This is a genomic window from Citrobacter sp. CK195, from assembly GCF_030333365.1.
GTDB classification, from domain to species: Bacteria; Pseudomonadota; Gammaproteobacteria; order Enterobacterales; family Enterobacteriaceae; genus Citrobacter_B; species Citrobacter_B koseri.
In genome coordinates this window covers 250,813-275,654 of record NZ_JAOWGB010000021.1, presented here as the reverse complement: position 1 = coordinate 275,654, position 24,842 = coordinate 250,813, and the positions used below count along the sequence as shown (strand labels likewise).

Annotated in this window: 24 protein-coding genes and 1 pseudogene; 13 read left to right on the top strand and 12 right to left on the bottom strand. The window is 51.2% G+C overall.

What is annotated here, in order from left to right; genetic code table 11:
* The first annotated feature begins 82 nt into the window (after window positions 1-82).
* On the top strand, window positions 83-991 hold the full coding sequence (gene galU, locus OGX93_RS04500) for a UTP--glucose-1-phosphate uridylyltransferase GalU (RefSeq protein ID WP_110494195.1): 909 nt from the start codon (window positions 83-85) through the stop codon (window positions 989-991).
* Window positions 992-1,118: 127 nt separating this feature from the next.
* Here galU and hns read toward each other — a convergent pair whose 3' ends face one another.
* Window positions 1,119-1,532: a histone-like nucleoid-structuring protein H-NS gene (hns, locus tag OGX93_RS04495; protein ID WP_012132196.1), complete on the bottom strand. Its 414-nt coding sequence runs from the start codon at window positions 1,530-1,532 to the stop codon at window positions 1,119-1,121.
* 541 nt (window positions 1,533-2,073) lie between these two features.
* Between hns and tdk the strand changes: the two genes are divergently transcribed.
* A complete protein-coding gene (tdk, locus tag OGX93_RS04490; protein WP_134769371.1) occupies window positions 2,074-2,691 on the top strand; it encodes a thymidine kinase in 618 nt (205 codons plus the stop codon).
* A gap of 163 nt (window positions 2,692-2,854) precedes the next feature.
* Here the strand turns inward: tdk and adhE are convergent, their stop codons facing one another.
* Window positions 2,855-5,530: a bifunctional acetaldehyde-CoA/alcohol dehydrogenase gene (adhE, locus tag OGX93_RS04485; RefSeq protein WP_047463440.1), complete on the bottom strand. Its 2,676-nt coding sequence runs from the start codon at window positions 5,528-5,530 to the stop codon at window positions 2,855-2,857.
* A 477-nt stretch (window positions 5,531-6,007) separates the two neighbouring features.
* On the opposite strand from adhE, the gene OGX93_RS04480 reads away from it, so the two are divergent.
* The 6 genes from OGX93_RS04480 to oppF all read left to right on the top strand — a co-directional run bounded on the left by OGX93_RS04480 (window position 6,008) and on the right by oppF (window position 13,051).
* Window positions 6,008-6,655, top strand: a complete 648-nt coding sequence (locus tag OGX93_RS04480; protein ID WP_024130298.1) for a YchE family NAAT transporter — start codon at window positions 6,008-6,010, stop codon at window positions 6,653-6,655.
* A gap of 771 nt (window positions 6,656-7,426) precedes the next feature.
* Window positions 7,427-9,058, top strand: coding sequence for an oligopeptide ABC transporter substrate-binding protein OppA (oppA, locus tag OGX93_RS04475; protein ID WP_012132200.1), 1,632 nt, complete (start codon window positions 7,427-7,429; stop codon window positions 9,056-9,058).
* Between the two features lie 123 nt (window positions 9,059-9,181).
* Window positions 9,182-10,102 carry an oligopeptide ABC transporter permease OppB gene (gene oppB / locus OGX93_RS04470; RefSeq protein WP_012132201.1) on the top strand — a complete coding sequence of 307 codons (921 nt, stop codon included), beginning with the start codon at window positions 9,182-9,184 and terminating at the stop codon, window positions 10,100-10,102.
* A 14-nt stretch (window positions 10,103-10,116) separates the two neighbouring features.
* Entirely contained in the window at window positions 10,117-11,025 is a 909-nt protein-coding gene (oppC, locus tag OGX93_RS04465; protein ID WP_286449570.1) for an oligopeptide ABC transporter permease OppC, read from the top strand.
* A gap of 11 nt (window positions 11,026-11,036) precedes the next feature.
* Window positions 11,037-12,050, top strand: coding sequence for a murein tripeptide/oligopeptide ABC transporter ATP-binding protein OppD (gene oppD, locus OGX93_RS04460; RefSeq protein WP_012132203.1), 1,014 nt, complete (start codon window positions 11,037-11,039; stop codon window positions 12,048-12,050).
* Window positions 12,047-13,051, top strand: coding sequence for a murein tripeptide/oligopeptide ABC transporter ATP-binding protein OppF (gene oppF, locus OGX93_RS04455; RefSeq protein WP_058669233.1), 1,005 nt, complete (start codon window positions 12,047-12,049; stop codon window positions 13,049-13,051). The genes oppD and oppF overlap by 4 nt, the downstream gene beginning before the upstream one ends.
* 63 nt (window positions 13,052-13,114) lie before the next feature.
* On the opposite strand, the gene OGX93_RS04450 is transcribed toward oppF, so the two are convergent.
* Window positions 13,115-13,444, bottom strand: a complete 330-nt coding sequence (locus OGX93_RS04450; RefSeq protein ID WP_012132205.1) for an HI1450 family dsDNA-mimic protein — start codon at window positions 13,442-13,444, stop codon at window positions 13,115-13,117.
* A gap of 34 nt (window positions 13,445-13,478) precedes the next feature.
* Window positions 13,479-14,939, bottom strand: coding sequence for a cardiolipin synthase (gene cls, locus OGX93_RS04445; protein WP_012132206.1), 1,461 nt, complete (start codon window positions 14,937-14,939; stop codon window positions 13,479-13,481).
* A gap of 142 nt (window positions 14,940-15,081) precedes the next feature.
* On the opposite strand from cls, the gene OGX93_RS04440 reads away from it, so the two are divergent.
* Window positions 15,082-15,255 carry a YciY family protein gene (locus OGX93_RS04440; protein ID WP_012132207.1) on the top strand — a complete coding sequence of 58 codons (174 nt, stop codon included), beginning with the start codon at window positions 15,082-15,084 and terminating at the stop codon, window positions 15,253-15,255.
* A gap of 50 nt (window positions 15,256-15,305) precedes the next feature.
* On the opposite strand, the gene OGX93_RS04435 is transcribed toward OGX93_RS04440, so the two are convergent.
* Window positions 15,306-15,602, bottom strand: a complete 297-nt coding sequence (locus OGX93_RS04435; protein WP_012132208.1) for a YciI family protein — start codon at window positions 15,600-15,602, stop codon at window positions 15,306-15,308.
* 215 nt (window positions 15,603-15,817) lie between these two features.
* Between OGX93_RS04435 and tonB the strand changes: the two genes are divergently transcribed.
* On the top strand, window positions 15,818-16,543 hold the full coding sequence (gene tonB / locus OGX93_RS04430; protein ID WP_286487774.1) for a TonB system transport protein TonB: 726 nt from the start codon (window positions 15,818-15,820) through the stop codon (window positions 16,541-16,543).
* A gap of 57 nt (window positions 16,544-16,600) precedes the next feature.
* Here tonB and yciA read toward each other — a convergent pair whose 3' ends face one another.
* From yciA to OGX93_RS04410, 4 genes and pseudogenes are all read right to left on the bottom strand, one after another.
* The gene (yciA, locus tag OGX93_RS04425) at window positions 16,601-17,002 is read right to left on the bottom strand and encodes an acyl-CoA thioester hydrolase YciA (RefSeq protein WP_012132210.1); all 402 of its coding nucleotides are present in this window, start codon (window positions 17,000-17,002) and stop codon (window positions 16,601-16,603) included.
* 130 nt (window positions 17,003-17,132) lie between these two features.
* Window positions 17,133-17,672: a septation protein A gene (locus OGX93_RS04420; protein WP_012132211.1), complete on the bottom strand. Its 540-nt coding sequence runs from the start codon at window positions 17,670-17,672 to the stop codon at window positions 17,133-17,135.
* 55 nt (window positions 17,673-17,727) lie between these two features.
* Window positions 17,728-18,471, bottom strand: coding sequence for a YciC family protein (locus tag OGX93_RS04415; RefSeq protein ID WP_012132212.1), 744 nt, complete (start codon window positions 18,469-18,471; stop codon window positions 17,728-17,730).
* Window positions 18,472-18,496: 25 nt separating this feature from the next.
* Window positions 18,497-18,586: pseudogene (locus OGX93_RS04410) on the bottom strand (YkgJ family cysteine cluster protein); the annotation flags it as partial.
* A 250-nt stretch (window positions 18,587-18,836) separates the two neighbouring features.
* Between OGX93_RS04410 and ompW the strand changes: the two are divergent.
* The 3 genes from ompW (at window position 18,837) to OGX93_RS04395 (ending at window position 21,420) form a co-directional block, all read left to right on the top strand.
* Entirely contained in the window at window positions 18,837-19,475 is a 639-nt protein-coding gene (gene ompW, locus OGX93_RS04405) for an outer membrane protein OmpW (protein ID WP_012132213.1), read from the top strand.
* A gap of 125 nt (window positions 19,476-19,600) precedes the next feature.
* Complete coding sequence (locus OGX93_RS04400) at window positions 19,601-19,876, top strand: hypothetical protein (protein ID WP_286449569.1); 276 nt, start codon at window positions 19,601-19,603, stop codon at window positions 19,874-19,876.
* Between the two features lie 74 nt (window positions 19,877-19,950).
* Window positions 19,951-21,420, top strand: a complete 1,470-nt coding sequence (locus tag OGX93_RS04395) for a GGDEF domain-containing protein (RefSeq protein ID WP_047463528.1) — start codon at window positions 19,951-19,953, stop codon at window positions 21,418-21,420.
* A 51-nt stretch (window positions 21,421-21,471) separates the two neighbouring features.
* Here OGX93_RS04395 and trpA read toward each other — a convergent pair whose 3' ends face one another.
* The 3 genes from trpA to trpCF are packed head-to-tail and all read right to left on the bottom strand — an operon-like array spanning window position 21,472 to window position 24,840.
* Window positions 21,472-22,278 carry a tryptophan synthase subunit alpha gene (gene trpA / locus OGX93_RS04390; protein WP_049009727.1) on the bottom strand — a complete coding sequence of 269 codons (807 nt, stop codon included), beginning with the start codon at window positions 22,276-22,278 and terminating at the stop codon, window positions 21,472-21,474.
* Window positions 22,278-23,471 carry a tryptophan synthase subunit beta gene (gene trpB, locus OGX93_RS04385; RefSeq protein ID WP_012132217.1) on the bottom strand — a complete coding sequence of 398 codons (1,194 nt, stop codon included), beginning with the start codon at window positions 23,469-23,471 and terminating at the stop codon, window positions 22,278-22,280. Before trpB ends, trpA begins: the two co-directional genes overlap by 1 nt.
* A 10-nt stretch (window positions 23,472-23,481) precedes the next feature.
* Window positions 23,482-24,840: a bifunctional indole-3-glycerol-phosphate synthase TrpC/phosphoribosylanthranilate isomerase TrpF gene (gene trpCF, locus OGX93_RS04380; RefSeq protein ID WP_286449596.1), complete on the bottom strand. Its 1,359-nt coding sequence runs from the start codon at window positions 24,838-24,840 to the stop codon at window positions 23,482-23,484.
* Window positions 24,841-24,842 lie beyond the last annotated feature (2 nt).

Genomic DNA, 24,842 nt, shown 5'->3' with positions numbered 1-24,842 from the left:
GCTTGTACCAGTGCTGATATACTCGGATGCGATACAGATTGATGAACACGTTCAATACATGAACAGTCCAGGAGATTTTTAAATGGCTGCCCTAAATTCGAAAGTCAAAAAAGCCGTTATCCCGGTCGCGGGATTAGGAACCAGGATGTTACCGGCGACGAAAGCGATCCCGAAAGAGATGCTGCCGCTGGTTGATAAGCCATTAATTCAGTATGTCGTGAATGAATGTATTGCTGCGGGCATCACTGAAATTGTACTGGTGACGCACTCTTCCAAAAACTCGATCGAAAACCATTTCGATACCAGCTTCGAGCTGGAAGCTATGCTGGAAAAACGTGTTAAGCGTCAGCTGCTGGAAGAGGTGCAATCTATTTGCCCTCCGCACGTAACGATTATGCAGGTGCGTCAGGGGCTGGCGAAAGGCCTGGGTCATGCCGTATTGTGCGCGCATCCTGTTGTTGGTAATGAGCCCGTCGCGGTGATTCTGCCGGACGTTATTCTGGATGAATACGAATCCGATCTGTCTCAGGATAACCTTGCTGAAATGATTCGTCGTTTTGACGAAACCGGCTGTAGCCAGATTATGGTTGAGCCTGTTGAAGATGTAACCGCGTACGGCGTTGTTGATTGCAAAGGCGCGGCGCTGGCACCGGGCGAAAGCGTGCCGATGGTTGGCGTTGTAGAGAAGCCGAAAGCGGATGTCGCGCCGTCTAATCTCGCGGTAGTTGGCCGTTATGTCCTGAGCGCGGACATCTGGCCTCTGCTGGCGAAAACCCCTCCGGGAGCGGGCGACGAAATTCAGCTGACCGACGCGATTGATATGCTGATCGAAAAAGAAACGGTCGAAGCCTACCATATGAAGGGCAAAAGCCACGACTGCGGTAATAAATTAGGTTACATGCAGGCGTTCGTTGAATATGGCATCCGTCATAATTCTCTGGGCACTGAATTTAAAGCATGGCTTGAAGACGAGCTGGGTATTAAGAAGTAAGCGGTATAATCTGAAAGGCGCGGCGCTGTTTAACAGCGCCGTTTTTTTTGCCCTGAACAGAAGAGGTATGAGGGAAGGGCAAAAAAAATCCCGCCACTGGCGGGATTTTAAGCAAACATATTCCGAATTATCCCTTGATCAGGAAATCGTCCAGTTGTTTACCTTGTTCTTCCATCGCTTTTTTGATCACTGCCGGTGTACGACCCTGGCCAGTCCAAGTTTTCGTTTCACCGTTTTCATCAACGTAGCTATATTTAGCCGGACGAGCAGCGCGTTTAGCTTTAGTGCCAGATTTAACGGCAGCCATGCTATTCAGCAGTTCGTTCGGATCAATACCGTCGGCAATCAGCATTTCACGATATTGTTGCAGTTTACGGGTACGCTCTTCAACTTCAGCTGCGGCGGCGCTTTCTTCTTCGCGACGCTCGTTAACAACAACTTCTAATTTTTCCAGCATTTCTTCAAGCGTTTCCAGGGTACATTCTCTTGCCTGTGCACGAAGAGTACGGATGTTGTTCAGAATTTTAAGTGCTTCGCTCATTGTAGTAATCTCAAACTTATATTGGGGGTGGTTTGTTGAGCTAATAATAGAGCGATAAATTCAGATGTGCAATAGCCTGGAATGTAAGGAATTCAAAATTGCTCTTTATTAAGTACAGATATTAATTATCCCATCTTAAATTTTTCTTGAAGAACCGCACAAAAAAGAGCTTATTGGCAACGAGGTTACTCCTGGCATAACGTTAAAATTCCAGGATTTTAGTCACATTTTATCAGGGTGGAATAGGCTGTCATTGCAGTAATTTCAACCTTTTGTATTAGTTTCCCTTACGGGAAAGTCCTAATACGTTGCCACATTTATGAGGAAGCGTAACAATAAGTATGAGCGCCCGGTTATGCGATGAGATGATAAGCAGCATTGATGAATATCTTAGGCACAATTTGTGAAGGAATGTGTATAACCGAACGATGTTTGCTCAATTCTTTATACCGGAGGCGTGACGAGGCGCCCCCGACATGCCGGTAAATTATGATACAATCCCGCCCAATCTTTATTTCAGCCAGGTGAGGGCCTGCTGCCAATGGCACAGCTATATTTCTACTATTCGGCAATGAATGCGGGTAAGTCGACTGCATTGCTGCAATCTTCATACAATTATCAGGAACGCGGGATGCGTACCGTTGTATATACAGCGGAAATTGATGACCGCTTCGGCGCCGGTAAAGTCAGTTCGCGTATCGGTCTCTCCTCGCCAGCAAAATTGTTTAACCAAAATTCATCGTTGTTTGAAGAGATTCGCACCGAGAATGCGCAACAGACAATACATTGCGTTCTGGTTGATGAGTGTCAGTTTTTGACTCGCCAGCAGGTGTACGAATTATCTGAGGTTGTTGACCAACTGGATATTCCGGTGTTGTGTTACGGGTTGCGTACTGATTTTCGTGGCGAGTTATTTGGCGGCAGCCAATACTTACTCGCGTGGTCAGATAAACTCGTCGAATTAAAGACAATCTGTTTTTGTGGGCGTAAGGCAAGCATGGTATTGCGTCTTGATCAGTCTGGCAGACCTTATAATGAAGGGGAGCAGGTTGTGATTGGTGGGAACGAGCGTTATGTCTCCGTATGCCGCAAGCATTACAAAGAAGCCCTTGCCGAAGGCTCCCTGACGTCGATTCAGGAGAAACACCGCCACGCGTGATTCGTGCGTTCTGTAGGCCGGATAAGGCGCTTGCGCCGCCATCAGGCAACCCCTACAACGCTATGCAGAACCTGTAGGCCTGATAAGGCGCTTGTGCCGCCATCAGGCAAAAAAAAGCCCCCGAAGACGGGGGCTTTTTCAGAATGTCGCCTGGGCTAACGAATTAAGCAGATTTCTTCGCTTTCTTGTCAGCTTTCGGTGCGGCAGCTTCTTTCTTCGCAGCAACTTCACCTTCAGTGAATTCACGGCCGTAGTAGGTATCCAGCAGAATCTGTTTCAGCTCGGAGATCAGCGGGTAACGCGGGTTAGCGCCGGTGCACTGGTCATCGAATGCATCTTCAGACAGCTTGTCTACATGAGCAAGGAAGTCAGCTTCCTGCACGCCAGCTTCACGGATAGACTTAGGAATACCCAGTTCCGCTTTCACGCTTTCCAGCCATGCCAGCAGTTTCTCGATCTTAGCGGCAGTACGGTCGCCCGGTGCGCTCAGACCCAGATGGTCGGCGATTTCTGCATAGCGACGGCGAGCCTGCGGACGGTCATACTGGCTGAACGCAGTCTGCTTGGTCGGGTTGTCGTTCGCGTTGTAACGGATAACGTTACAAATCAGCAGGGCGTTTGCCAGACCGTGCGGAATGTGGAACTGAGAACCCAGTTTATGCGCCATAGAGTGGCACACACCCAGGAAGGCGTTCGCAAACGCGATACCGGCGATAGTCGCTGCACTGTGAACGCGTTCACGCGCTACCGGGTTTTTAGACCCTTCGTGGTAGGACGCTGGCAGGTTTTCTTTCAGCAGTTTCAGTGCCTGCAAAGCCTGACCGTCAGAGAACTCAGATGCCAGTACGGAAACGTAGGCTTCCAGAGCGTGAGTGACCGCATCCAGACCACCGAAAGCACACAGAGACTTCGGCATGTCCATAACCAGGTTCGCATCGACAATCGCCATATCCGGCGTCAGCGCATAGTCTGCCAGCGGATATTTCTGACCGGTCGCATCGTCGGTAACAACAGCAAACGGCGTTACTTCAGAACCAGTACCGGAAGTGGTAGTGATTGCGACCATTTTCGCTTTCACGCCCATTTTCGGGAACTTGTAGATACGTTTACGGATGTCCATAAAGCGCAGCGCCAGTTCTTCGAAGTGGGTTTCAGGATGTTCGTACATGACCCACATGATTTTCGCCGCATCCATCGGGGAGCCGCCGCCCAGCGCGATGATCACGTCTGGTTTGAAGGAGTTCGCCAGCTCTGCGCCTTTACGAACGATAGTCAGCGTCGGGTCAGCTTCAACTTCAAAGAAGACTTCAGTTTCAACGCCAGCCGCTTTCAGCACGGAGGTGATCTGGTCAGCATAGCCATTGTTGAACAGGAAACGGTCGGTCACGATGAGCGCACGTTTGTGGCCATCAGTAATCACTTCATCCAGCGCGATTGGCAGAGAGCCACGGCGGAAGTAGATAGATTTCGGAAGTTTGTGCCACAACATGTTTTCAGCTCGCTTAGCAACGGTTTTCTTGTTGATCAGGTGTTTCGGACCAACGTTTTCAGAGATGGAGTTACCACCCCAGGAACCACAACCCAGAGTCAGGGAAGGTGCGAGTTTGAAGTTATACAGGTCGCCGATACCACCCTGAGAAGCCGGGGTGTTAATCAGGATACGCGCGGTTTTCATCATCTGACCGAAGTAAGCAACGCGTTCTGGCTGGTTGTCCTGGTCGGTGTACAGGCAGGAGGTATGACCGATACCGCCCATTGCAACCAGTTTTTCTGCTTTATCAACAGCGTCTTCGAAGTCTTTAGCGCGATACATTGCCAGCGTCGGAGACAGTTTTTCGTGAGCGAACGGTTCGCTATCATCAACAGCCGTTACTTCGCCGATCAGAATCTTAGTGGTTTCTGGTACGGTGAAGCCTGCCAGTTCAGCAATTTTATATGCCGGTTGACCAACGATAGCCGCGTTCAGCGCGCCATTTTTCAGGATAACGTCCTGAACGGCTTTCAGCTCTTTGCCTTGCAGCAGGTAGCCGCCGTGGCTGGCGAAACGTTCGCGAACTGCGTCATAAACGGAGTCAACAACAACAACGGACTGTTCAGATGCACAGATTACGCCGTTATCGAAAGTTTTGGACATCAGTACGGAAGCCACCGCACGTTTGATATCTGCTGTTTCGTCGATAACAACCGGCGTGTTACCTGCACCAACGCCGATAGCCGGTTTACCAGAGCTGTATGCAGCTTTAACCATGCCCGGACCGCCTGTCGCCAGGATCAGGTTGATATCAGGGTGGTGCATCAGCGCGTTAGACAGTTCAACGGAAGGTTGATCGATCCAGCCAATCAGGTCTTTCGGCGCGCCCGCAGCGATAGCCGCCTGCAAAACGATGTCAGCCGCTTTGTTCGTTGCATCTTTGGCGCGCGGATGCGGAGAGAAGATGATTGCGTTACGCGTCTTCAGGCTAATCAGAGACTTAAAGATCGCAGTAGACGTCGGGTTAGTGGTCGGTACGATACCGCAGATGATACCAATCGGTTCAGCAATGGTGATAGTTCCGAAGGTGTCGTCTTCAGACAGCACACCACAGGTTTTTTCATCTTTATAGGCGTTATAGATGTATTCGGAGGCGAAGTGGTTTTTAATCACTTTATCTTCGATGATACCCATGCCGGATTCGGCAACGGCCATCTTAGCGAGGGGAATTCGAGCATCTGCGGCAGCCAGAGCGGCGGCGCGGAAGATTTTGTCAACCTGTTCTTGAGTGAAACTGGCATATTCACGCTGGGCTTTTTTCACACGCTCTACGAGTGCGTTAAGTTCAGCGACATTAGTAACAGCCATAATGCTCTCCTGATAATGTTAAACTTTTTTAGTAAATCATCTGCTCGATACGAGAGTATAGACAGATTGACGAAAGTTTGTATAACAGTCTGAAAATCAAACGGTTACTTAACGTCCATTTCGCTCTGATTTACTAAAAGAGCTTAAGCGATAGCGTTATCTAACTCTAACGCGTTACCTCCAGGTGGCGTAAGCAAGGTTACTCACTTCTGAGTAGTAATTGCGTGATCCAGATCAAATTTAAGCAAAGCTGACACCTTTCAGCAGCCCATTTGAGCCATTTCCGCCAAGTGTTAATAAATAGTGGTGATGAATAGAGGTGAAGTTAGCATAATCTACACATATTTATAACACCGAGAAATAGTCGTAATTTCAAGCAGTCAGGAGGTGAAATATGCTGACAAAAGGCGTATCTTCAGCGCGTTTTTCACCATTTTTATCGACATCATTTATCCGGCTAACGTTTCGGAGCTAACCGTGACCCAAACGCTTTTTGATTTTCCTGTTTATTCCAAGTTTTTCATAGGGTTATTTGCGCTGGTAAACCCGGTAGGGATTATCCCCGTCTTTATCAGCATGACCAGCTACCAGACGGCAGCGGCGCGCAACAAAACAAATCTCACGGCAAACCTGTCGGTAGCCATCATTTTGTGGATTTCGCTCTTTCTCGGAGATGGCATTTTGCAACTCTTCGGCATTTCGATCGATTCGTTCAGAATTGCCGGTGGGATTCTGGTGGTGACGATCGCGATGTCGATGATCAGCGGGAAGCTGGGTGAAGATAAGCAAAACAAACAGGAAAAATCAGAGACCGCCATTCGCGAAAGTATTGGCGTGGTTCCGCTGGCCTTACCATTAATGGCAGGGCCGGGGGCCATTAGTTCGACGATTGTGTGGGGAACGCGTTACCACACCATTATGCATTTAATCGGCTTCTCTGTGGCCATCGCTCTGTTTGCGTTCTGTTGTTGGGGAGTGTTCCGCATGGCGCCCTGGCTGGTGCGGTTATTGGGGCAAACGGGCATCAACGTCATTACGCGTATTATGGGCTTGTTGCTGATGGCATTGGGCATTGAATTCATTGTTACGGGGATTAAAGCGATTTTCCCCGGTTTACTGAATTAACGATCCTGACCGATAAAACGGAGCCGCTTCAGGCTCCGTTTCTTTTCCATTATCAGTAAATCTTCTCACTAAAGTTGAAATTCAGCGTTGAAATAATAAAAGATACTGATAATGTTTATGCCTCTTTGTTATTGATTCTATTATAAATTATTCTAATAACATTCACGCCTGCCGTTATGTCGCCTGTTATTTTCTTAACATCATACTCTGGGGCTTGATGAAGGATTATCGAAATGTTATTAGTTATTTCAACGCTCTCTCAGATGAATGTGCTAAATAATAACCAATTGTTAAATTTATGTGCATTTTGGCCTGACGGCAGCAACAGAACGAGGTCAGACTGTGGGTGAGTAGTTAACGTATTGACTGGGCAAATAATTTTTCCTAAACGTCTCTTTTGGAGATGTCTTTCTGGTCAAAAATTTTTCCGTAAAAGAGAATTAGTTAACAAATCTGTAAAATGTATTGGCGGTTAAGAAACGCATTTGGTACTTTCCGGCCAGATATTTTGCAGAAGATTTTGCGGTGATGAGAATTATTTTCAATAAGCTTCTTGCACCAGACAGAATAAATGTCCGTCTCTGACAGGGGAGGCGGATACGGAATCGACGTAAGGCGATCGTACGAATCGTTAGAATAAATAAAGTCGGTGATAGCAAAGCAGTAAACGACCTGGCAGCAGCAAAATCTCCAGTGCTGTACAGGACCCTAACGGGATTAAACAGGCTGGTTAAGAAAACCAGTAATTATAATGAGTGGAGTACAAACACAATGTCCAACATCACAAAAAAAAGTTTGCTGGCGGCGGGGATTTTAACTGCGCTAATCGGCGGGAATGTCGCAATGGCCGCAGATGTCCCGGCAGGTGTTCAGCTGTCTGACAAGCAGACGCTGGTTCGCAATAATGGTTCTGAAGTTCAGTCTCTCGACCCACATAAAATTGAGGGTGTCCCGGAGTCAAACGTCAGCCGCGACCTGTTTGAAGGTTTACTGATCAGCGACGTTGAAGGCCACCCGTCACCGGGCGTTGCTGAAAAGTGGGAAAATAAAGATTTTAAAGTCTGGACATTCCATCTGCGTAAAAACGCAAAATGGTCAGACGGCACGCCTGTTACCGCGCACGATTTTGTATATAGCTGGCAGCGCCTGGCAAATCCGAACACCGCATCACCGTATGCCAGCTATTTGCAATACGGGCACATCGCGAATATCGATGACATTATTGCGGGCAAAAAACCGGCGACCGATCTCGGCGTAAAAGCCATCGACGATAATACGTTCGAAGTGACGCTGAGCGAACCGGTACCTTATTTCTACAAACTGTTGGTTCACCCGTCCGTTTCTCCGGTTCCTAAAGCGGCTGTGGAAAAATTTGGCGAGAAATGGACCCAACCTGCGAATATCGTGACCAACGGCGCGTATAAACTCAAAAACTGGGTCGTCAACGAGCGGATTGTTCTGGAACGTAATACCCAGTACTGGGATAACGATAAAACGGTTATCAACCAGGTGACTTATCTGCCAATCTCTTCTGAAGTAACTGATGTGAACCGCTACCGCAGCGGTGAAATCGACATGACCTATAACAACATGCCGATTGAGTTATTCCAGAAGCTGAAAAAAGAGATCCCAAATGAAGTGCGCGTTGACCCGTATCTGTGCACTTACTATTACGAAATTAATAACCAGAAAGCGCCGTTTAACGACGTGCGCGTTCGCACCGCGCTGAAACTGGCGATGGATCGCGACATTATCGTTAATAAAGTGAAGAACCAGGGCGATTTGCCAGCCTACAGCTACACCCCTCCGTATACCGATGGCGCGAAACTGGTTGAGCCTGAGTGGTTCACATGGTCACAGGAAAAACGTAACGAAGAGGCGAAAAAACTGCTGGCGGAAGCCGGTTATACCGCCGATAAGCCGTTAACGTTTGATCTGCTGTACAACACCTCCGATCTGCATAAAAAACTGGCAATCGCGGTCGCATCAATCTGGAAGAAAAACCTGGGCGCCAACGTGAAGCTGGAAAACCAGGAGTGGAAAACCTTCCTTGATACCCGTCATCAGGGGACGTTTGATGTCGCGCGTGCGGGCTGGTGTGCAGACTACAATGAACCGACGTCCTTCCTGAACACCATGCTGTCCGACAGCTCAAACAACACCGCTCACTATAAGAGCCCGGAGTTTGACAAGCTGATTGCCGACACGCTGAAAGTGACCGACGAAGCGCAACGCACCGAGTTGTATGCCAAAGCGGAACAGCAGCTTGATAAAGATTCTGCGATTGTGCCGCTCTATTACTATGTGAACGCGCGTCTGGTGAAACCGTGGGTAGGCGGCTATACCGGTAAAGACCCGATGGATAATATCTACGTTAAGAACTTGTATATTATCAAGCATTAATGGCAAAGCGTGGGGCAAATGTGTTTTGCCCCACAGTGTCTTATTTTCATCGCACTATAAACATCTCTCTTTCAGTGCGTCTGAATGACGAGATGTAAAGGCACACGCCAGAAGGTACGGGCAATGTTAAAATTTATTTTACGTCGCTGTCTGGAAGCGATTCCGACGCTTTTTATACTTATTACGATTTCGTTCTTTATGATGCGTCTCGCACCGGGAAGCCCTTTCACCGGAGAGCGCGCATTACCGCCGGAAGTGCTGGCGAATATCGAAGCGAAATACCATCTTAATGATCCCATCATGACGCAGTACTTCAGCTATCTGAAACAACTGGCGCATGGCGATTTTGGGCCTTCGTTTAAATATAAGGACTATACGGTCAACGATCTGGTGGCGTCGAGTTTCCCGGTTTCGGCGAAGCTGGGCGCAGCCGCCTTTTTCCTTGCCGTTATTATTGGCGTGAGCGCGGGCGTGATTGCGGCGCTGAAACAAAATACGCGCTGGGATTATACGGTGATGGGGGTGGCAATGACCGGGGTCGTGATTCCCAGTTTCGTGGTCGCCCCCTTATTAGTCATGATATTTGCCATCACCTTAAAATGGCTGCCCGGCGGCGGCTGGAATGGCGGGGCGCTGAAATTTATGATTTTGCCGATGGTCGCGCTGTCGCTCGCCTATATCGCCAGTATCGCCCGTATTACCCGTGGCTCCATGATTGAAGTGTTGCACTCCAACTTTATCCGTACCGCGCGCGCAAAAGGTTTGCCGATGCGCCGGATTATCTTCCGTCATGCCTTAAAACCGGCGTTGTTACCCGTACTGTCTTATATGGGCCCGGCCTTTGTCGGTATCATTACGGGTTCAATGGTTATTGAGACGATTTATGGTTTGCCGGGGATCGGGCAACTTTTCGTGAACGGGGCGCTGAACCGCGACTATTCGCTGGTGCTGAGTCTGACCATTCTCGTCGGTACGCTCACCATTCTGTTTAATGCGATTGTCGATGTGCTGTACGCCGTTATCGACCCGAAAATTCGTTACTGATACTGGAGCTCGCTATGATGTTAAGTAAGAAAAACAGCGAGACGCTGGAGAATTTCAGTGAGAAGCTGGAGGTTGAAGGGCGCAGCCTGTGGCAGGATGCTCACCGTCGTTTTATGCATAACCGCGCGGCGGTGGCCAGCCTTGTCGTTCTGGTCATTATCGCGCTGTTTGTCACACTGGCGCCGATGCTGTCACAGTTCACCTATTTCGATACGGACTGGGGCATGATGTCCAGCGCGCCGGATATGGAGTCGGGCCACTATTTTGGTACGGACTCCTCCGGGCGCGATCTGCTGGTTCGTGTGGCGATAGGCGGGCGAATCTCGCTGATGGTCGGCATTGCTGCCGCGCTGGTGGCGGTGGTTGTCGGTACGCTGTACGGGTCGCTGTCCGGCTATCTTGGCGGCAAAATTGACTCCGTAATGATGCGTCTGCTGGAAATCCTCAACTCCTTTCCGTTTATGTTCTTCGTCATTTTGCTGGTGACCTTCTTCGGCCAAAACATCCTGCTGATTTTTGTGGCGATCGGGATGGTCTCCTGGCTGGATATGGCGCGTATCGTTCGCGGGCAGACGTTAAGCCTGAAACGCAAAGAGTTTATCGAAGCGGCGCAGGTTGGCGGGGTTTCAACGGTCAGTATTGTTGTGCGTCATATTGTGCCGAACGTGCTGGGCGTGGTGGTGGTTTATGCATCGCTGCTGGTGCCGAGCATGATCCTGTTTGAATCCTTCCTCAGCTTTCTGGGTTTAGGGACGCAGGAGCCGCTGAGCAGTTGGGGCGCATTGTTGAGCGATGGTGCGAACTCTATGGAGGTTTCACCCTGGTTGCTGCTGTTCCCGGCGGGTTTTCTCGTTGTGACCTTATTCTGTTTTAACTTTATCGGCGATGGCCTGCGTGACGCCCTCGACCCGAAAGATCGTTAAGGAGTGCAGCCATGAGCGTAATTGAAACCTCAACCGCGCCACTCGCGCAACAACGGGCTAACGCACTGCTGGACGTGAAAGATCTTCGCGTGACGTTTAGTACACCCGACGGCGATGTGACGGCCGTAAACGACCTGAACTTTACGCTGCGTGCCGGGGAGACCTTAGGCATTGTCGGCGAGTCAGGTTCAGGCAAATCGCAAACGGCGTTTGCGTTGATGGGGCTGCTGGCGGCGAATGGCCGCATTGGTGGTTCTGCGACGTTTAACGGCCGCGAAATTCTCAACCTGCCAGAGCGTGAACTCAACAGGCTACGCGCTGAACAAATCTCAATGATTTTTCAGGACCCAATGACCTCTCTTAACCCGTACATGCGGGTTGGCGAGCAGTTAATGGAAGTGCTGATGCTGCATAAAGGTATGAGCAAGGCCGAAGCGTTTGAAGAGTCTGTCAGAATGCTGGACGCGGTGAAAATGCCGGAAGCGCGGAAACGGATGAAGATGTATCCGCATGAGTTTTCCGGCGGGATGCGCCAGCGTGTGATGATTGCGATGGCGCTGCTGTGTCGGCCGAAATTACTGATTGCGGATGAACCGACAACCGCGCTGGACGTGACCGTTCAGGCGCAGATCATGACGTTGCTTAATGAACTGAAACGCGAATTTAACACGGCGATTATCATGATTACGCACGACCTTGGCGTCGTGGCCGGTATTTGCGATAAGGTGCTGGTGATGTACGCCGGGCGTACGATGGAATACGGCAAGGCGCGCGACGTCTTTTACCAGCCTGTTCATCCGTATTCTATCGGTTTGCTTAATGCGGTTCCGCGTCTGGATGCCGAAGGGGAAACGATGTTGACCATTCCGGGCAACCCGCCGAACTTGCTGCGCTTGCCTAAAGGGTGTCCATTCCAGCCGCGTTGCCCGTATGCGATGGAGATTTGCAGTTCAACTCCACCCCTGGAGGAGTTCAGTCCGGGGCGTTTGCGCGCCTGCTTTAAACCGGTGGAGGAGCTGGTATGAATGCTGTGACCCTGGAGAGAAAAGTGCTCCTCGAAATTGCCGATCTCAAAGTGCATTTCGATATCAAAGATGGCAAACAGTGGTTCTGGCAGCCGGCGAAAACCCTGAAAGCGGTCGATGGCGTTACGCTGCGATTGTATGAAGGTGAAACGCTGGGGGTGGTTGGGGAGTCCGGCTGCGGTAAATCGACCTTTGCGCGGGCGATTATTGGTCTGGTGAAAGCGACCGATGGCCGCGTGGCGTGGTTAGGGAAAGATCTGCTGGGGATGAAACCTGATGAATGGCGGGACGTACGCAGCGATATTCAGATGATTTTCCAGGACCCGCTGGCGTCATTGAACCCACGCATGACCATTGGAGAAATCATCGCTGAACCATTACGCACCTATCATCCCAAATTGCCGCGCCAGGAAGTGCGCGATCGGGTGAAAGCGATGATGATGAAGGTGGGGCTGCTGCCGAATCTGATTAACCGTTACCCGCATGAGTTTTCCGGCGGCCAGTGCCAGCGTATTGGTATCGCGCGTGCTCTGATCCTGGAGCCGAAGCTGATTATTTGCGATGAGCCGGTTTCGGCGCTGGACGTGTCGATTCAGGCGCAGGTGGTGAATCTGCTGCAACAGCTACAGCGTGAAATGGGATTATCGCTGATCTTCATCGCTCACGATCTGGCGGTGGTGAAGCATATTTCCGATCGTGTGCTAGTGATGTATCTGGGTCATGCGGTGGAATTGGGAACCTACGATGAGGTGTATCACAATCCGCTGCACCCTTATACCAAAGCGCTGATGTCCGCCGTGCCGATTCCCGACCCCGATCTGGAAAAGAACAAAACGATTCAGTTGCTGGAAGGGGAATTACCGTCACCCATCAATCCGCCGTCGGGGTGTGTTTTCCGCACGCGTTGCCCGATTGCCGGGCCGGAGTGTGCGAAAACCCGACCGGTGCTGGAGGGCAGTTTCAGGCATGCGGTTTCCTGCCTGAAGGTGGACCCGCTATAAATTTAAGGGCTGACATGATGTCAGCCCTTTTTTTGGCATCAGCCTGATTGCTCGACGTCTTTCTTATTCACGCCAAAGGATATGGCAAAGTTTGTGATCTTTTTCGCGGCATAACAGCACGCGGGCAAAAATATCGTTAATTTCACCGTCTTCGCTATCCGCCAGGCCAATCACGACTTCGGCAAAAAAGTCAGGGTTGAGGTCAAAATCAACGTGTTCCTGCCAGTCTTCTGACGGATCGAATAACTCCGCGCCGCCGCGCTCTTCGAACTGTAAATTGAACAGAATAATATCTGCCGGATCGAGATTATCTGCCGCCAGTTCGAGAAAAATATCATAAGCCTGCTCAAGCGTTTCGTCTTCAGTCAGGCGATTGTTCAGATCCATTTCCATAATGACTACCCGTTTACCGTCTCTTGGGCACGTTTTACAGCAACGGACTGAAGAAGTAAAACAGTCGCTCAGTAATCCGCTGCCATAATGGCCGTTTTACCCACAGGCGGGCATCAAGCAGGCGAGAACGTGAAATATAATCATCCTGAACCGCAGCCAGATCGCCGCCGAATCCAGCGTCGTCAATCACCAGCGTGATTTCAAAATTTAACCACAGGCTGCGCATATCCAGGTTCACGGTGCCAACCAGACTCAGCTCGCCATCCACCAGCACGCTCTTGGTGTGCAACAATCCACCTTCAAACTGATAGATTTTGACTCCGGCGGCCAGCAGCTCAGTGAAAAAGGCGCGGCTGGCCCAGCCGACCAGCATGGAGTCATTTTTACGTGGCAGGATGATGCTGACATCCACGCCGCGCTGCGCCGCCGTGCAGATCGCGTGCAGTAAATCGTCGCTGGGGACGAAATAGGGCGTTGTCATGATCAGATATTCACGAGCGGAATAGGCTGCCGTCAGCAGCGCCTGGTGAATCAGATCTTCCGGGAAGCCGGGTCCTGAGGCGATAGTATGAATGGTGTGTCCGCTGGCCTGTTCAAACGGCATGATATTGACGTCTGGAGGCGGCGGCAGGATGCGTTTACCCGTTTCGATTTCCCAGTCGCAGGAGTAGACAATCCCCATCGCGGTCGCTACCGGGCCTTCCATTCTTGCCATCAGATCAACCCATTGTCCCACGCCGGCGTCCTGTTTGAAGAAACGCGGATCGACCATATTCATGCTGCCGGTATAGGCGATGTAGTTATCAATCATCACCATCTTGCGGTGCTGGCGCAAATCCATACGGCGCAGAAAGACACGCATCAGATTGACCTTCAGCGCCTCAACTACTTCAATTCCGGCGTTACGCATCATGGCCGCCCACGGGCTGCGGAAAAAGGCCACGCTCCCGGCGGAGTCCAGCATCAGACGGCAATGAATGCCGCGTCGCGCCGCCGCCATCAGCGACTCTGCAACCTGATCCGCCATGCCGCCGGGCTGCCAGATGTAGAACACCATCTCAATGTTATGGCGCGCCAGTTGAATGTCGCGGATAAGCGCCTGCATCACATCGTCAGAGTCGGTCAGCAGTTGCAGCTGATTGCCTTTAACGCCAGCGATTCCCTGGCGTCGTTCACACAGCTTAAACAGTGACGAAGCGACGCTGCTGTTCTCTTCGGCGAAAATGTGTTTACAGGCTTTGAGGTCGTTCAGCCACTTAGCGGTGGACGGCCACATCGCTCTGGCGCGTTCGGCGCGGCGTTTCCCTAAATGCAGCTCGCCGAATGATAAATAAGCAATAATCCCTACCAGCGGCAGAATATAGATGATTAAGAGCCAGGCCATCGCGGAGGGAACGGCGCGTCGTTTCATTAAAATACGTAACGTCACACCGGCAATAAGTATCCAGTACCCCAGAATGACCAGCCAACTCACCACTGTGTAGAAGGTTGTCATAAATTTAAAAATCCTTTTGAAAGCGTATTGTTAAGAGTTTACGCATCAGGCTTCATCTGGCAAATAAAAACACCGGAAAAGCGCTGGTCTGCTCCTGACGAGAGGGTATAATGCCTGCTCTGGCACTGTAAGAGTAGTTAACATGAAGCGTAGTAGAACGGAAGTGGGACGCTGGCGCATGCAACGTCAGGCTAGCCGCCGTAAAGCGCGTTGGCTTGAAGGACAGTCGCGTCGTAATATGCGTATCCACTCAATCAGAAAATGCATTCTCAATCATCAACGTAACACGTTATTGTTTGCGATTCACAGCATCTGATACAACCAGGGCACCGTATTCGGTGCCCATGAATGCAAACCCCGCCTGATTTAAAAGACTTTTTTATACGGTTTTACAGAGACTTGCGCATACACGCCCGCAGCCACATACGGGTCTGCGTCTGCCCAGGACTGCGCTTCTTCCAGCGATTCGAATTGTGCAATCACGGTTGAGCCGGTAAACCCGGCGGCACCGGGATCGTTGCTGTCAACGGCTGGCATAGGGCCTGCGGTCAACAGTCGGCCCTCATCATGGAGCAGTTGCAGGCGTGCCAGATGGGCAGGGCGGACGGAAAGACGTTTTTCAAGAGAATCGGCGATATCCTGAGCGTAAATGACATACAGCACGGGTAGAGCTCCTTAATCGGTAAAAGTCGTTAATTACGTTATTGGAAAGGTCTTTCAACTGCAACGCAAAGATAACGACTTTGTTAAGACCGTGCATAACACAGGGACTTTTTGCGGTAATATTGCGTTTTAAATGCGGCTTACCGTGATGTCTTATTGAATATGATTGCTATTTGCATTTAAAATCGAGGCCTGGTTTTTTAACTGAAACGATTATGACTTCAATGACCCTTGATTTACCTCGTCGCTTTCACTGGCCGACGTTACTTTCCGTTGGCATTCATGGTGCTGTAGTGGCGGGTCTGCTGTATACCTCGGTACATCAGGTTATTGAACTGCCTGCGCCCGCGCAGCCGATCTCAATCACAATGGTCGCGCCTGCCGATCTTGAGCCACCACAGGCGGTTCAGCCGCCGCCGGAACCCGTCGTCGAACCTGAGCCGGAACCGGAACCTATTCCTGAGCCGCCAAAAGAGGCGCCGGTGGTGATTGAGAAGCCGAAACCTAAGCCGAAGCCAAAACCTAAACCGGTGAAAAAGGTTCAGGAGCAGCCTAAACGTGATGTTAAGCCTGCTGAATCGCGCCCGGCCGCACCGTTTGAAAATACGGCGCCGTCGCGTCCGACAACGAATACCGCAGCGGCAACCAGCAAACCGGCCGTCAGTGTTCCTGCGGGGCCTCGCGCGTTGAGCCGCAACCAGCCGCAGTATCCGGCACGAGCGCAAGCGTTGCGTATTGAAGGCCGCGTGAAAGTGAAATTCGACGTCACTTCAGACGGGCGAGTGGAGAATGTTCAGGTGCTTTCCGCTCAGCCGGCGAATATGTTTGAGCGTGAAGTGAAAAACGCGATGCGCAGATGGCGCTATGAAGCAGGGAAACCGGGGTCGGGCTTAGTGGTTAATATCATCTTCCGTCTGAACGGCACCACGCAGATCGAGTAATCGCGATCCTCTTAAATCGTAGAGCGGATAAGGCGGCGCACCGCCTTATCCGGTAATTCATGCCTGAACCGGCAGCGGGCGAGGTTTACCGTCACTGTCTACCGCCACATAGATGAACAGCGCCTCGGTTGCTTTATAACGCTGGCCGATTGGCTCTGACGCCACCTTTTTCACCCACACTTCAATATTAATGCTGACAGACGTTGTGCCGCGTTTAACGCAGCGGGCATAACAGCATACGACGTCGCCTACGGCGACAGGGCGCAGAAAACTCATTCCCTCAACGCGCACGGTCACTACGCGACCATGAGCAATTTCTTTAGCCTGAATCGCGCCGCCAATATCCATTTGTGACATGAGCCAGCCGCCAAAAATATCGCCGTTAGCATTGGTATCGGCGGGCATGGCCAGCGTGCGTAAAACCAGTTCGCCCTGAGGAGCGTTATTTGTTGTTGTCATTGTAGAACCGACTGTGAAGAAAGATTTCAGGCGCGAATGCTACTATGATTTGCGCAGGGAGAACAGAGGGGAAACGCGCGTCAGGCTGGCGTGAAGGGGATGCCAGACCAGACGGCCTGGCAAACAGAACTCAGGATTTATCTTCCTGCGGCAGATGGCGGTAAATGTAGACCCCGCTCAGAAGGGTAAAAATCAGCGTCAGCGCGGTTAAACCGAACACTTTGAAGTTGACCCAGATGTTTTGCGGCAGCCAAAACGCGATGTAGATATTGGCGAGCCCGCAGAGGATGAAAAATACGGCCCATGCCAGGTTCAGCTTAGACCAGACCGGCTGCGGCAACGTCAGTTCTTTCCCTAACATGCGTTGAATCAGCGGCTTTTTCATGACCCACTGGCTTATCAGCAGCGCACCGGCAAACAGGCCGTAAATCACCGTCACCTTCCACTTAATAAACTCATCGTTGTGGAAGAAAATGGTCAGGCCGCCGAACACGGCAACCAGAACGAAAGTGATCAACGCCATCTTTTCGACCTTGCGATAGCGAACCCAACTGTAGATCAACACAATGGCTGTTGCGACAATCAGGGCGGAGGTCGCCGCATAGATGTCGTACAGCTTATAAAAAGCAAAAAAGACAACCAGTGGTAAAAAATCAAGAAACTGCTTCATTCTTCGATTCCGTAATCAAAAGTTTTGGGCAAACTGGCCCTTAACACGTTCAGGGTTATTGGCGAATCAACATATACAGACGGAACAAATAGATGAGCAATATGGCGGAAATCAAATTGCTCAGCGTATTCGCCAACACTGCGCCAACATTCGGCGTCAGCGCTGCAAAACTGGGGGCAAACAGCAGCAAGAGCGTTTTCGCCAGTAACCAGCCGATCACCGCCGGAGCGACCAGTCGCATATTAGACCACGCCAGACGCATACTGTTGCGCATGGCGGCAAATACGCCCATCTTGTCCTGAACCAGCATCACCGGCGCAAGCGCCAGCAGAATCGCCATCAAAATCCCCGGTACGACAATCAGCATAATACCGATTTGCACTAACAGGGTAGTCAGAAAAATCAGGACAAACAATTTAGGTAAAACCGGCGCGCTGGCACCGATAGCACGTAATGCGCTGACCCGATGACCGGCGGAAATCAGCTGGATCATCAGCAAAACGCCCCCTGCCAGGATCGCATTGCCAATGAGTCCTGAAAATGTTGATGCCGCTGAAGCCCGTAATAATATTTGCTGCTGTTCCGGCGTCATGTTCTGCACCAGATCGAACAGGCCGACGCTACCGGTCAGATGATCCCCTTCACTGAGTTGCGCGATTTGGGCATCGCTGGGGGAAAAGGCATGACCTAAAACCACCGTAATAAATGCGCACAGCAACGAAACCAGCAAGATGGTTACAAATTGATTACGGAAAAAGTTCCCCGTGTCACGGTAAACGGACTTCGCCGTGATAGACATGCACTCTCCTTGAGTTTTGCAGGTGTTAATTTGCGGGCAATTGTACCCTGGATAACTCTACAGTGGCAGCATCACGGGGTGTATGGAAAAGCATATCTTTGTAAAGCGCGGGTAATTTTGGCTGCGAAACCGCCAGTCGTCCTCTTTTTTACAATCCATCCGCCTGGTTGAAAAAGGCTATTTATCACTAAAATTCGGAAAATTTGATTCAAACGGCTTTAACCAGGATTTTAGATGCAAGTTCTAAATTAATCTGGATCAATAAAGGTTAAATTACAGGACCTAATGTGATCTGTATTGGATCACTTATTACTCCATTGTAGGTATATTCGTGACGCATTTATAACCATAACGATGGAGCGGATATGAAAAAGTTAACAGTGGCAGCCCTGGCAGTAAGTACTCTTCTCTCTGGTAGTGCGCTTGCGCATGAGAGCGGTGAGTTTTTTATCCGTGCGGGCTCGGCGACCGTGAGACCGACGGAAGGGGCAGGCGGAACGCTGGGGAGTCTGAACGGTTTTGATGTCAGTAACAATACGCAACTCGGTTTGACTTTTACTTATATGGCAACCGACAACATTGGTATTGAACTGCTGGCGGCGACGCCGTTCCGCCATAAAATTGGGACAGGGGATACCGGTGATATCGCTACCGTGCGTCACCTGCCGCCGACATTAATGGCGCAGTGGTACTTTGGCGACGCCAGTAGCAAACTGCGTCCTTATATTGGCGCAGGTGTAAACTACACCACCTTCTTTGACGAAGGTTTCAACAACAATGGTAAAGAGACAGGATTGTCCGATCTGAGTCTGAAGGATTCCTGGGGAATGGCCGGGCAGGTGGGTATGGATTACCTGATTAACCGGGACTGGTTAATTAACATGTCGGTCTGGTATATGGATATCGATACTACCGCAAGCTATAAACTCGGTGGTGCCCAGCAGCATGACAGCGTCCGCCTCGACCCGTGGGTATTTATGTTCTCTGCCGGTTATCGTTTCTGAGTTTATGTGACCCATCTAAAAAGCGGGCTGTCTTACAGCCCGCTTTTTATATTCTGCTGATTTCAACATCATACCTCTCCCTGAGATGCTATCTTTGAAACAAGCCTGTTTTGAGAGCATTGACGATGATAGTAACTCAAGCCCTTCTGCAACAAAAAATCGCGACCCTGGAATCGATAGTCAGAGATGAAGAGGCTGAGTTCACTTTACAGGCGCTGCGTATGCTGCTGGATGCAATGCATAAGATTGATGCGCTGGAAGAGAATATTGCTACGCCCGTCCGTTTACCTTATTGCAGTTCGAGTCCGGTTTGTGAGATTGAAGCCGGGTACGCCGCTGGCGTCAGTGACTGCCGTGAGGCTATTCGCAGGGCGGGATACCCGATTGAAGGAGATGATTAATCACTGAAAACTGTACTGTATCAGCAAAATCTACTAACGTATTCGGCCCCGCGATTCAGGCTTAAGGTGCCTCAGTGAAGATTGTTCAGGACAGCCTAAGAAATAGCCAGGCGTTGTTGATGTCAGCGCTTATCACTTTACTTTTTACTTCACTGTATCTCTTTATTATTTACGAACAACGACAGGCCGTTGTGAATGAAGGGATGAGTCGTCTGCAAACGCGGATGATGGATATTTTCAACGATAACGAACTCATCGCCGATGCGACAGGGGTTCGCTATCACCAGATCAAAAATGCCGGGCAGTGCGGCAACCTCTCAAGGTTTTCCCCCAGGGATGCGGATTCATGGGGAATCAATGCCGACCGGGCGCGGATCCATTCCGCAACGGGCACTATTGTTTCCCGTCAGCCCAATATTAACGCTTTATGTATGTTTGCGGCGGCGGAGTTTATTCGGGATCGGATGAACACCCTTAATCCGGGGGATTATGCCGCGCATCGCTACATTATCGCCAAAGATGCCAGCTATTTTTATTGGTTCACGCCAGCAGATGCAAAACCCTTCTATTTTAGCGACTCTAAAATGGCGGGCGATATCACCGACTTTTTCTTACCGCCCGTGGGCTTTTATACGCGTCTGCTGCAAAAGAATGTCAAATCCAAGTCGCTCAGTTCAACGGACTTTTATACGGACAAAATCACGAATGAAAAAGCGTACAGCGTAGTCAGTTATATTTACGATCTTTCTGGAAAAGAGATCTCCGATCATATCGTTGCGTATCTGGTGTATGACCATTCTAAACCTGAGCTACAGGAGGCGCTGACGGAGGCCTTTGAACATCATATTCCACCCGGCCTTAATGTGGCCCTGGTGCATACGCCCACGCAGGAAAATCTCTGCCTGAGCGGTGATTGCCAGCCTGTTGCCGGGGAGTCTATCCGCGCAATGTCTGCAAAATATGCGTTCCATTCCTCGCTCTCTCTGCATCGGTTCGTCAGATACGACACGCAGGCCGGGATTGCGATTCTGCTGGCGCCATTCTTCTTTATCCTGATCTTCCTCGGCTTAAAATACTGGCTGAACGCGAGCGACCTGAAGGTGTATATCGACTCGCTGACGGGCTGCTTTAACCGCAAGATCCTTGATATTGTGAAGCGCAGGGACTTAACGCGCAGCTGCGTGGTGCTGCTGGATTGTAATAAGTTTAAAGCCATCAACGACACCTGGGGGCATGTGGCGGGAGACCGGGCGTTGCAAATCATCGCCAACAGAATGCTCTCTAACACCCGCACCAGTCATGACCTGGTGATTCGTACCGGCGGCGATGAGTTCGTTATTTTGCTTTACCGTGCGCAGATCGGTGACGCGATAGCCATCGCGGAGCGGATAACCGGCCAGATAAATGATTATGCATTTATGGTTGATGGTCATGTTGTACCGCTGTCGGTGTCATGGGGCGTCGCAGAAGTAACCCGCGATCTGGATACGGCTATTCAGCATGCGGATAACGAAATGTACAAAATGAAGCAGATGAGGGAATGACAGGATTGGCCCGATAAGCATGGCATCATCGGGCCTGTTGCCTGCGCAATATTATGCGCGGGTCGCGGCTTTCATTGCCGTGACAAACGCTTTCAGCTCGGTCAGCATCTGCCCAGGGTTTGCGACGTTTTTCTCAATGAGCTTAACGATTGCTGACCCGGAAATCGCCCCGGCGGCGCCGGCTTCAATGGCACCTGTAACCTGTTCCGGGGAAGAGATGCCAAAGCCCTGCAACGGGGGCGCGGCGTTATACTCTTTCAGTTTTTCCACCAGATGATGCAGCGGTAATGCGGCGCGGTTTTCTGCGCCCGTCACGCCTGCCCGCGAAAGCAGATAGGTATAACCGCGTCCATAAGAGGCTATCTGGCGCAACAGATCGTCATCGGCATTGGGCGGGCAGATGAAAATCGGCGCCACGTTGTAGCGTAATGCCGCCTGACGGAAGGGCGCAGACTCCTCAACAGGCACATCCGCCACCAGTACGGAATCCACACCGACTTTCTCGCACTGCGCGTAAAATTCGTCGATCCCTTTGCTGAACACCAGGTTGGCGTACATCAGCAGACCAATCGGAATCGTCGGGTGTTTCTGACGAATCAGCGCCAGCATCTCAAAGCATTGCGTAGGCGTTACGCCTGCGGCAAACGCGCGCAGCGTGGCTTCCTGGATGGTCGGCCCGTCTGCCAGCGGATCGGAGAACGGAATGCCGAGTTCAAGGGCGTCGGCGCCGGCTTCAATCAGCGTATCAATAATGTTCAGTGACTGTTCAACGGAAGGATCGCCCAGGGTCACGAAGGGGACAAATGCGCCTTCCTTGCGATCCTTCAGCTGTGCAAACAGGTTTTCATAGCGTTCCATCAGATTTCCCCTCGCGCTTTCAGAATATCGTGTACGGTGAAAATGTCTTTGTCGCCGCGACCGGAAAGGTTAACGACCAGCAATTGTTCTTTTTCTGGATTTTCACGCATCATTTTCAGGGCGTGAGCCAGGGCATGGGACGACTCCAGCGCCGGAATAATCCCTTCATGCAGACAGAGCGTTTTAAAGGCTTCCAGCGCTTCGTCATCGGTGATCGACACGTAATCGGCGCGACCAATGCTGTTCAGATACGCATGCTGCGGCCCAACGGACGGGAAATCCAGCCCGGCGGAAATGGAGTAGGACTCTTCAATTTGCCCTTCTTCGGTTTGCATCATCGGCGCTTTCATACCGAAATAGATGCCTACGCGGCCATGCTTCAGCGGTGCGCCGTGCTCGCCTGTTTCAATCCCGTGGCCGCCAGGTTCGACGCCAATCAAACCCACGCTGGTTTCGTTGATGAAGTCCGCAAACATGCCGATTGCGTTGGAGCCGCCGCCCACGCAGGCAATCACGGCATCCGGCAGACGACCTTCTTTTTCGAGGATTTGCGCTTTCGTCTCTTCCCCGATCATGCGCTGAAATTCACGGACGATGGTCGGGAACGGGTGCGGGCCTGCCGCAGTTCCGAGCATATAGTGCGCGGATTCATAGCTGCCGGACCAGTCGCGAAGCGCTTCGTTGCAGGCGTCTTTCAGGGTAGCGGAGCCGCTGTGTACAGGGATCACTTCTGCGCCCATCAGTCGCATACGAAAGACGTTTGGCGACTGACGCTCGACGTCTTTTGCGCCCATATAGATACGGCATTTCAGACCGAGCAGGGCACTGGCGAGCGCGGAAGCCACGCCATGCTGACCTGCGCCCGTTTCGGCGATAATCTCTGTTTTACCCATGCGTTTCGCCAGCAGCGCCTGACCCAGTACCTGGTTTGTTTTGTGCGCGCCGCCGTGCAGTAAATCTTCACGCTTCAGATACAGCGTGGTTTTGGTGCCGGCGGTGATATTCTGGCATTTGGTCAGCGCGGTTGGACGGCCTGCATAGTTCTTCAGCAGATCGGCAAACTGGGCCTGAAACTGCGGATCTTTCTGCGCGCTGACGAACGCTTCTTCCAGCTGGCGCAGGGCAGGCATCAGAATTTGCGGGACATACATGCCGCCAAATTCACCAAAGTAGGGATTGAGTAATGTTGTCATGTTTTCTTCCTTAATATGCGCGCAGTGTCTGAAAGACCGAGGCCAGAAGGTGTGCATCTTTGATGCCCGGCTGTGACTCTACACCAGAATTAAAATCGAGACCGGCACAGCCGGTTTTTGCCGCTTCCACGCAGTTGTCTGCGCCTAATCCGCCCGCCAGCAATACGTTGTCCAGCGTTTCACCGTTCAATAACGACCAGTCAAAACGTTGGCCGCTGCCGCCCTGGCCGTTATCGAGAACGTACTTATCAACGTGCTGGTAATCACGAGCAGGCAGTGCGTCGCCCACGTTAAGCGCTTTCCAGATTTGTACCTGTTCCGGTAATGCGGCGCGCAGAGCATCGACATAAGCCTGGTCTTCGCTGCCATGCAGTTGCACGGCCTTGAGCGACAAGGTGGTCGCTTTTTCACATACCTCGGTGATAGCGGTATTGCGGAATACGCCGACATATTGCAGGGGGGCTGCGGCTATCACCTCGCGCGCCTGGTCGAGATTTACGACGCGAGGCGACGAGGGAACAAAAATCAGTCCGCCATAAATGGCGCCTGCTTCGTAAGCGGCTTTTGCATCCTGAGCGCGCGTCAGGCCGCAGACTTTGTTCTCGCCAAGCAGCACGCGACGCACGGCGGCGTGCAGATCGGCATGGGACATCAACGCAGAACCGATCAGAAAACCGTTAGCGAAGTGGCTTAGCTCGCGCACCTGTGCATAGGTGTTAATCCCGGACTCGCTGATCACGGTCACGCCGTGCCCCAGTTTTGGCGCAAGCTGACGGGTACGGTTAAGGTCAATCGACAGATCGCGCAGGTCGCGGTTATTAATGCCGACGACTTTCGCACCCAGTGCGATGGCGCGCTCCAGTTCTTCTTCGTTACTGACTTCCGTCAGCACGCCCATTTTCAGACTGTGGGCGACGGCGGAAAGCTGGCGATATTGCTCGTCATCCAGTACGGAGAGCATCAGCAGACAGGCATCGGCCTGGTAGTAACGCGCCAGATAGATTTGGTAAGGATCGATGATGAAGTCCTTACACAGAACCGGCTGCGGCGCGATACGGCTGACAACAGTGAGAAAGTCAAAACTCCCCTGGAAATATTTCTCATCGGTCAGAACGGAAATCGCCGACGCGTAATGTTTATAAACACCGGCAATCTGCGCGGGGTCGAAGTCATCACGAATCACCCCTTTGGAGGGGGACGCTTTTTTACACTCCAGAATAAATGCGGTACGCGTGCCTTGCAGCGCATCATAGAAATGGCGGGCACTTGGCTGAACCTCATTCTGGAAACTGGCTAACGGTTGTTGTTGCTTACGGGCTTCTACCCAGATCGCCTTATCCGCGACGATTTTCGCTAAAACGGTTTGCATCA

Coding starts and splice junctions, on each gene's coding strand:
- trpA (WP_049009727.1), bottom strand. CDS start 22,278: ATGGAACGCTATGAAAACCTGTTTGCACAGCTGAAGGATCGCAAGGAA.
- trpB (WP_012132217.1), bottom strand. CDS start 23,471: ATGACAACATTACTCAATCCCTACTTTGGTGAATTTGGCGGCATGTAT.
- tonB (WP_286487774.1), top strand. CDS start 15,818: ATGACTTCAATGACCCTTGATTTACCTCGTCGCTTTCACTGGCCGACG.
- oppA (WP_012132200.1), top strand. CDS start 7,427: ATGTCCAACATCACAAAAAAAAGTTTGCTGGCGGCGGGGATTTTAACT.
- ompW (WP_012132213.1), top strand. CDS start 18,837: ATGAAAAAGTTAACAGTGGCAGCCCTGGCAGTAAGTACTCTTCTCTCT.
- adhE (WP_047463440.1), bottom strand. CDS start 5,530: ATGGCTGTTACTAATGTCGCTGAACTTAACGCACTCGTAGAGCGTGTG.
- oppD (WP_012132203.1), top strand. CDS start 11,037: ATGAGCGTAATTGAAACCTCAACCGCGCCACTCGCGCAACAACGGGCT.
- oppF (WP_058669233.1), top strand. CDS start 12,047: ATGAATGCTGTGACCCTGGAGAGAAAAGTGCTCCTCGAAATTGCCGAT.
- oppC (WP_286449570.1), top strand. CDS start 10,117: ATGATGTTAAGTAAGAAAAACAGCGAGACGCTGGAGAATTTCAGTGAG.
- oppB (WP_012132201.1), top strand. CDS start 9,182: ATGTTAAAATTTATTTTACGTCGCTGTCTGGAAGCGATTCCGACGCTT.
- OGX93_RS04450 (WP_012132205.1), bottom strand. CDS start 13,444: ATGGAAATGGATCTGAACAATCGCCTGACTGAAGACGAAACGCTTGAG.
- OGX93_RS04400 (WP_286449569.1), top strand. CDS start 19,601: ATGATAGTAACTCAAGCCCTTCTGCAACAAAAAATCGCGACCCTGGAA.
- tdk (WP_134769371.1), top strand. CDS start 2,074: ATGGCACAGCTATATTTCTACTATTCGGCAATGAATGCGGGTAAGTCG.
- OGX93_RS04420 (WP_012132211.1), bottom strand. CDS start 17,672: ATGAAGCAGTTTCTTGATTTTTTACCACTGGTTGTCTTTTTTGCTTTT.
- cls (WP_012132206.1), bottom strand. CDS start 14,939: ATGACAACCTTCTACACAGTGGTGAGTTGGCTGGTCATTCTGGGGTAC.
- trpCF (WP_286449596.1), bottom strand. CDS start 24,840: ATGCAAACCGTTTTAGCGAAAATCGTCGCGGATAAGGCGATCTGGGTA.
- hns (WP_012132196.1), bottom strand. CDS start 1,532: ATGAGCGAAGCACTTAAAATTCTGAACAACATCCGTACTCTTCGTGCA.
- galU (WP_110494195.1), top strand. CDS start 83: ATGGCTGCCCTAAATTCGAAAGTCAAAAAAGCCGTTATCCCGGTCGCG.
- OGX93_RS04415 (WP_012132212.1), bottom strand. CDS start 18,471: ATGTCTATCACGGCGAAGTCCGTTTACCGTGACACGGGGAACTTTTTC.
- yciA (WP_012132210.1), bottom strand. CDS start 17,002: ATGACAACAACAAATAACGCTCCTCAGGGCGAACTGGTTTTACGCACG.
- OGX93_RS04440 (WP_012132207.1), top strand. CDS start 15,082: ATGAAGCGTAGTAGAACGGAAGTGGGACGCTGGCGCATGCAACGTCAG.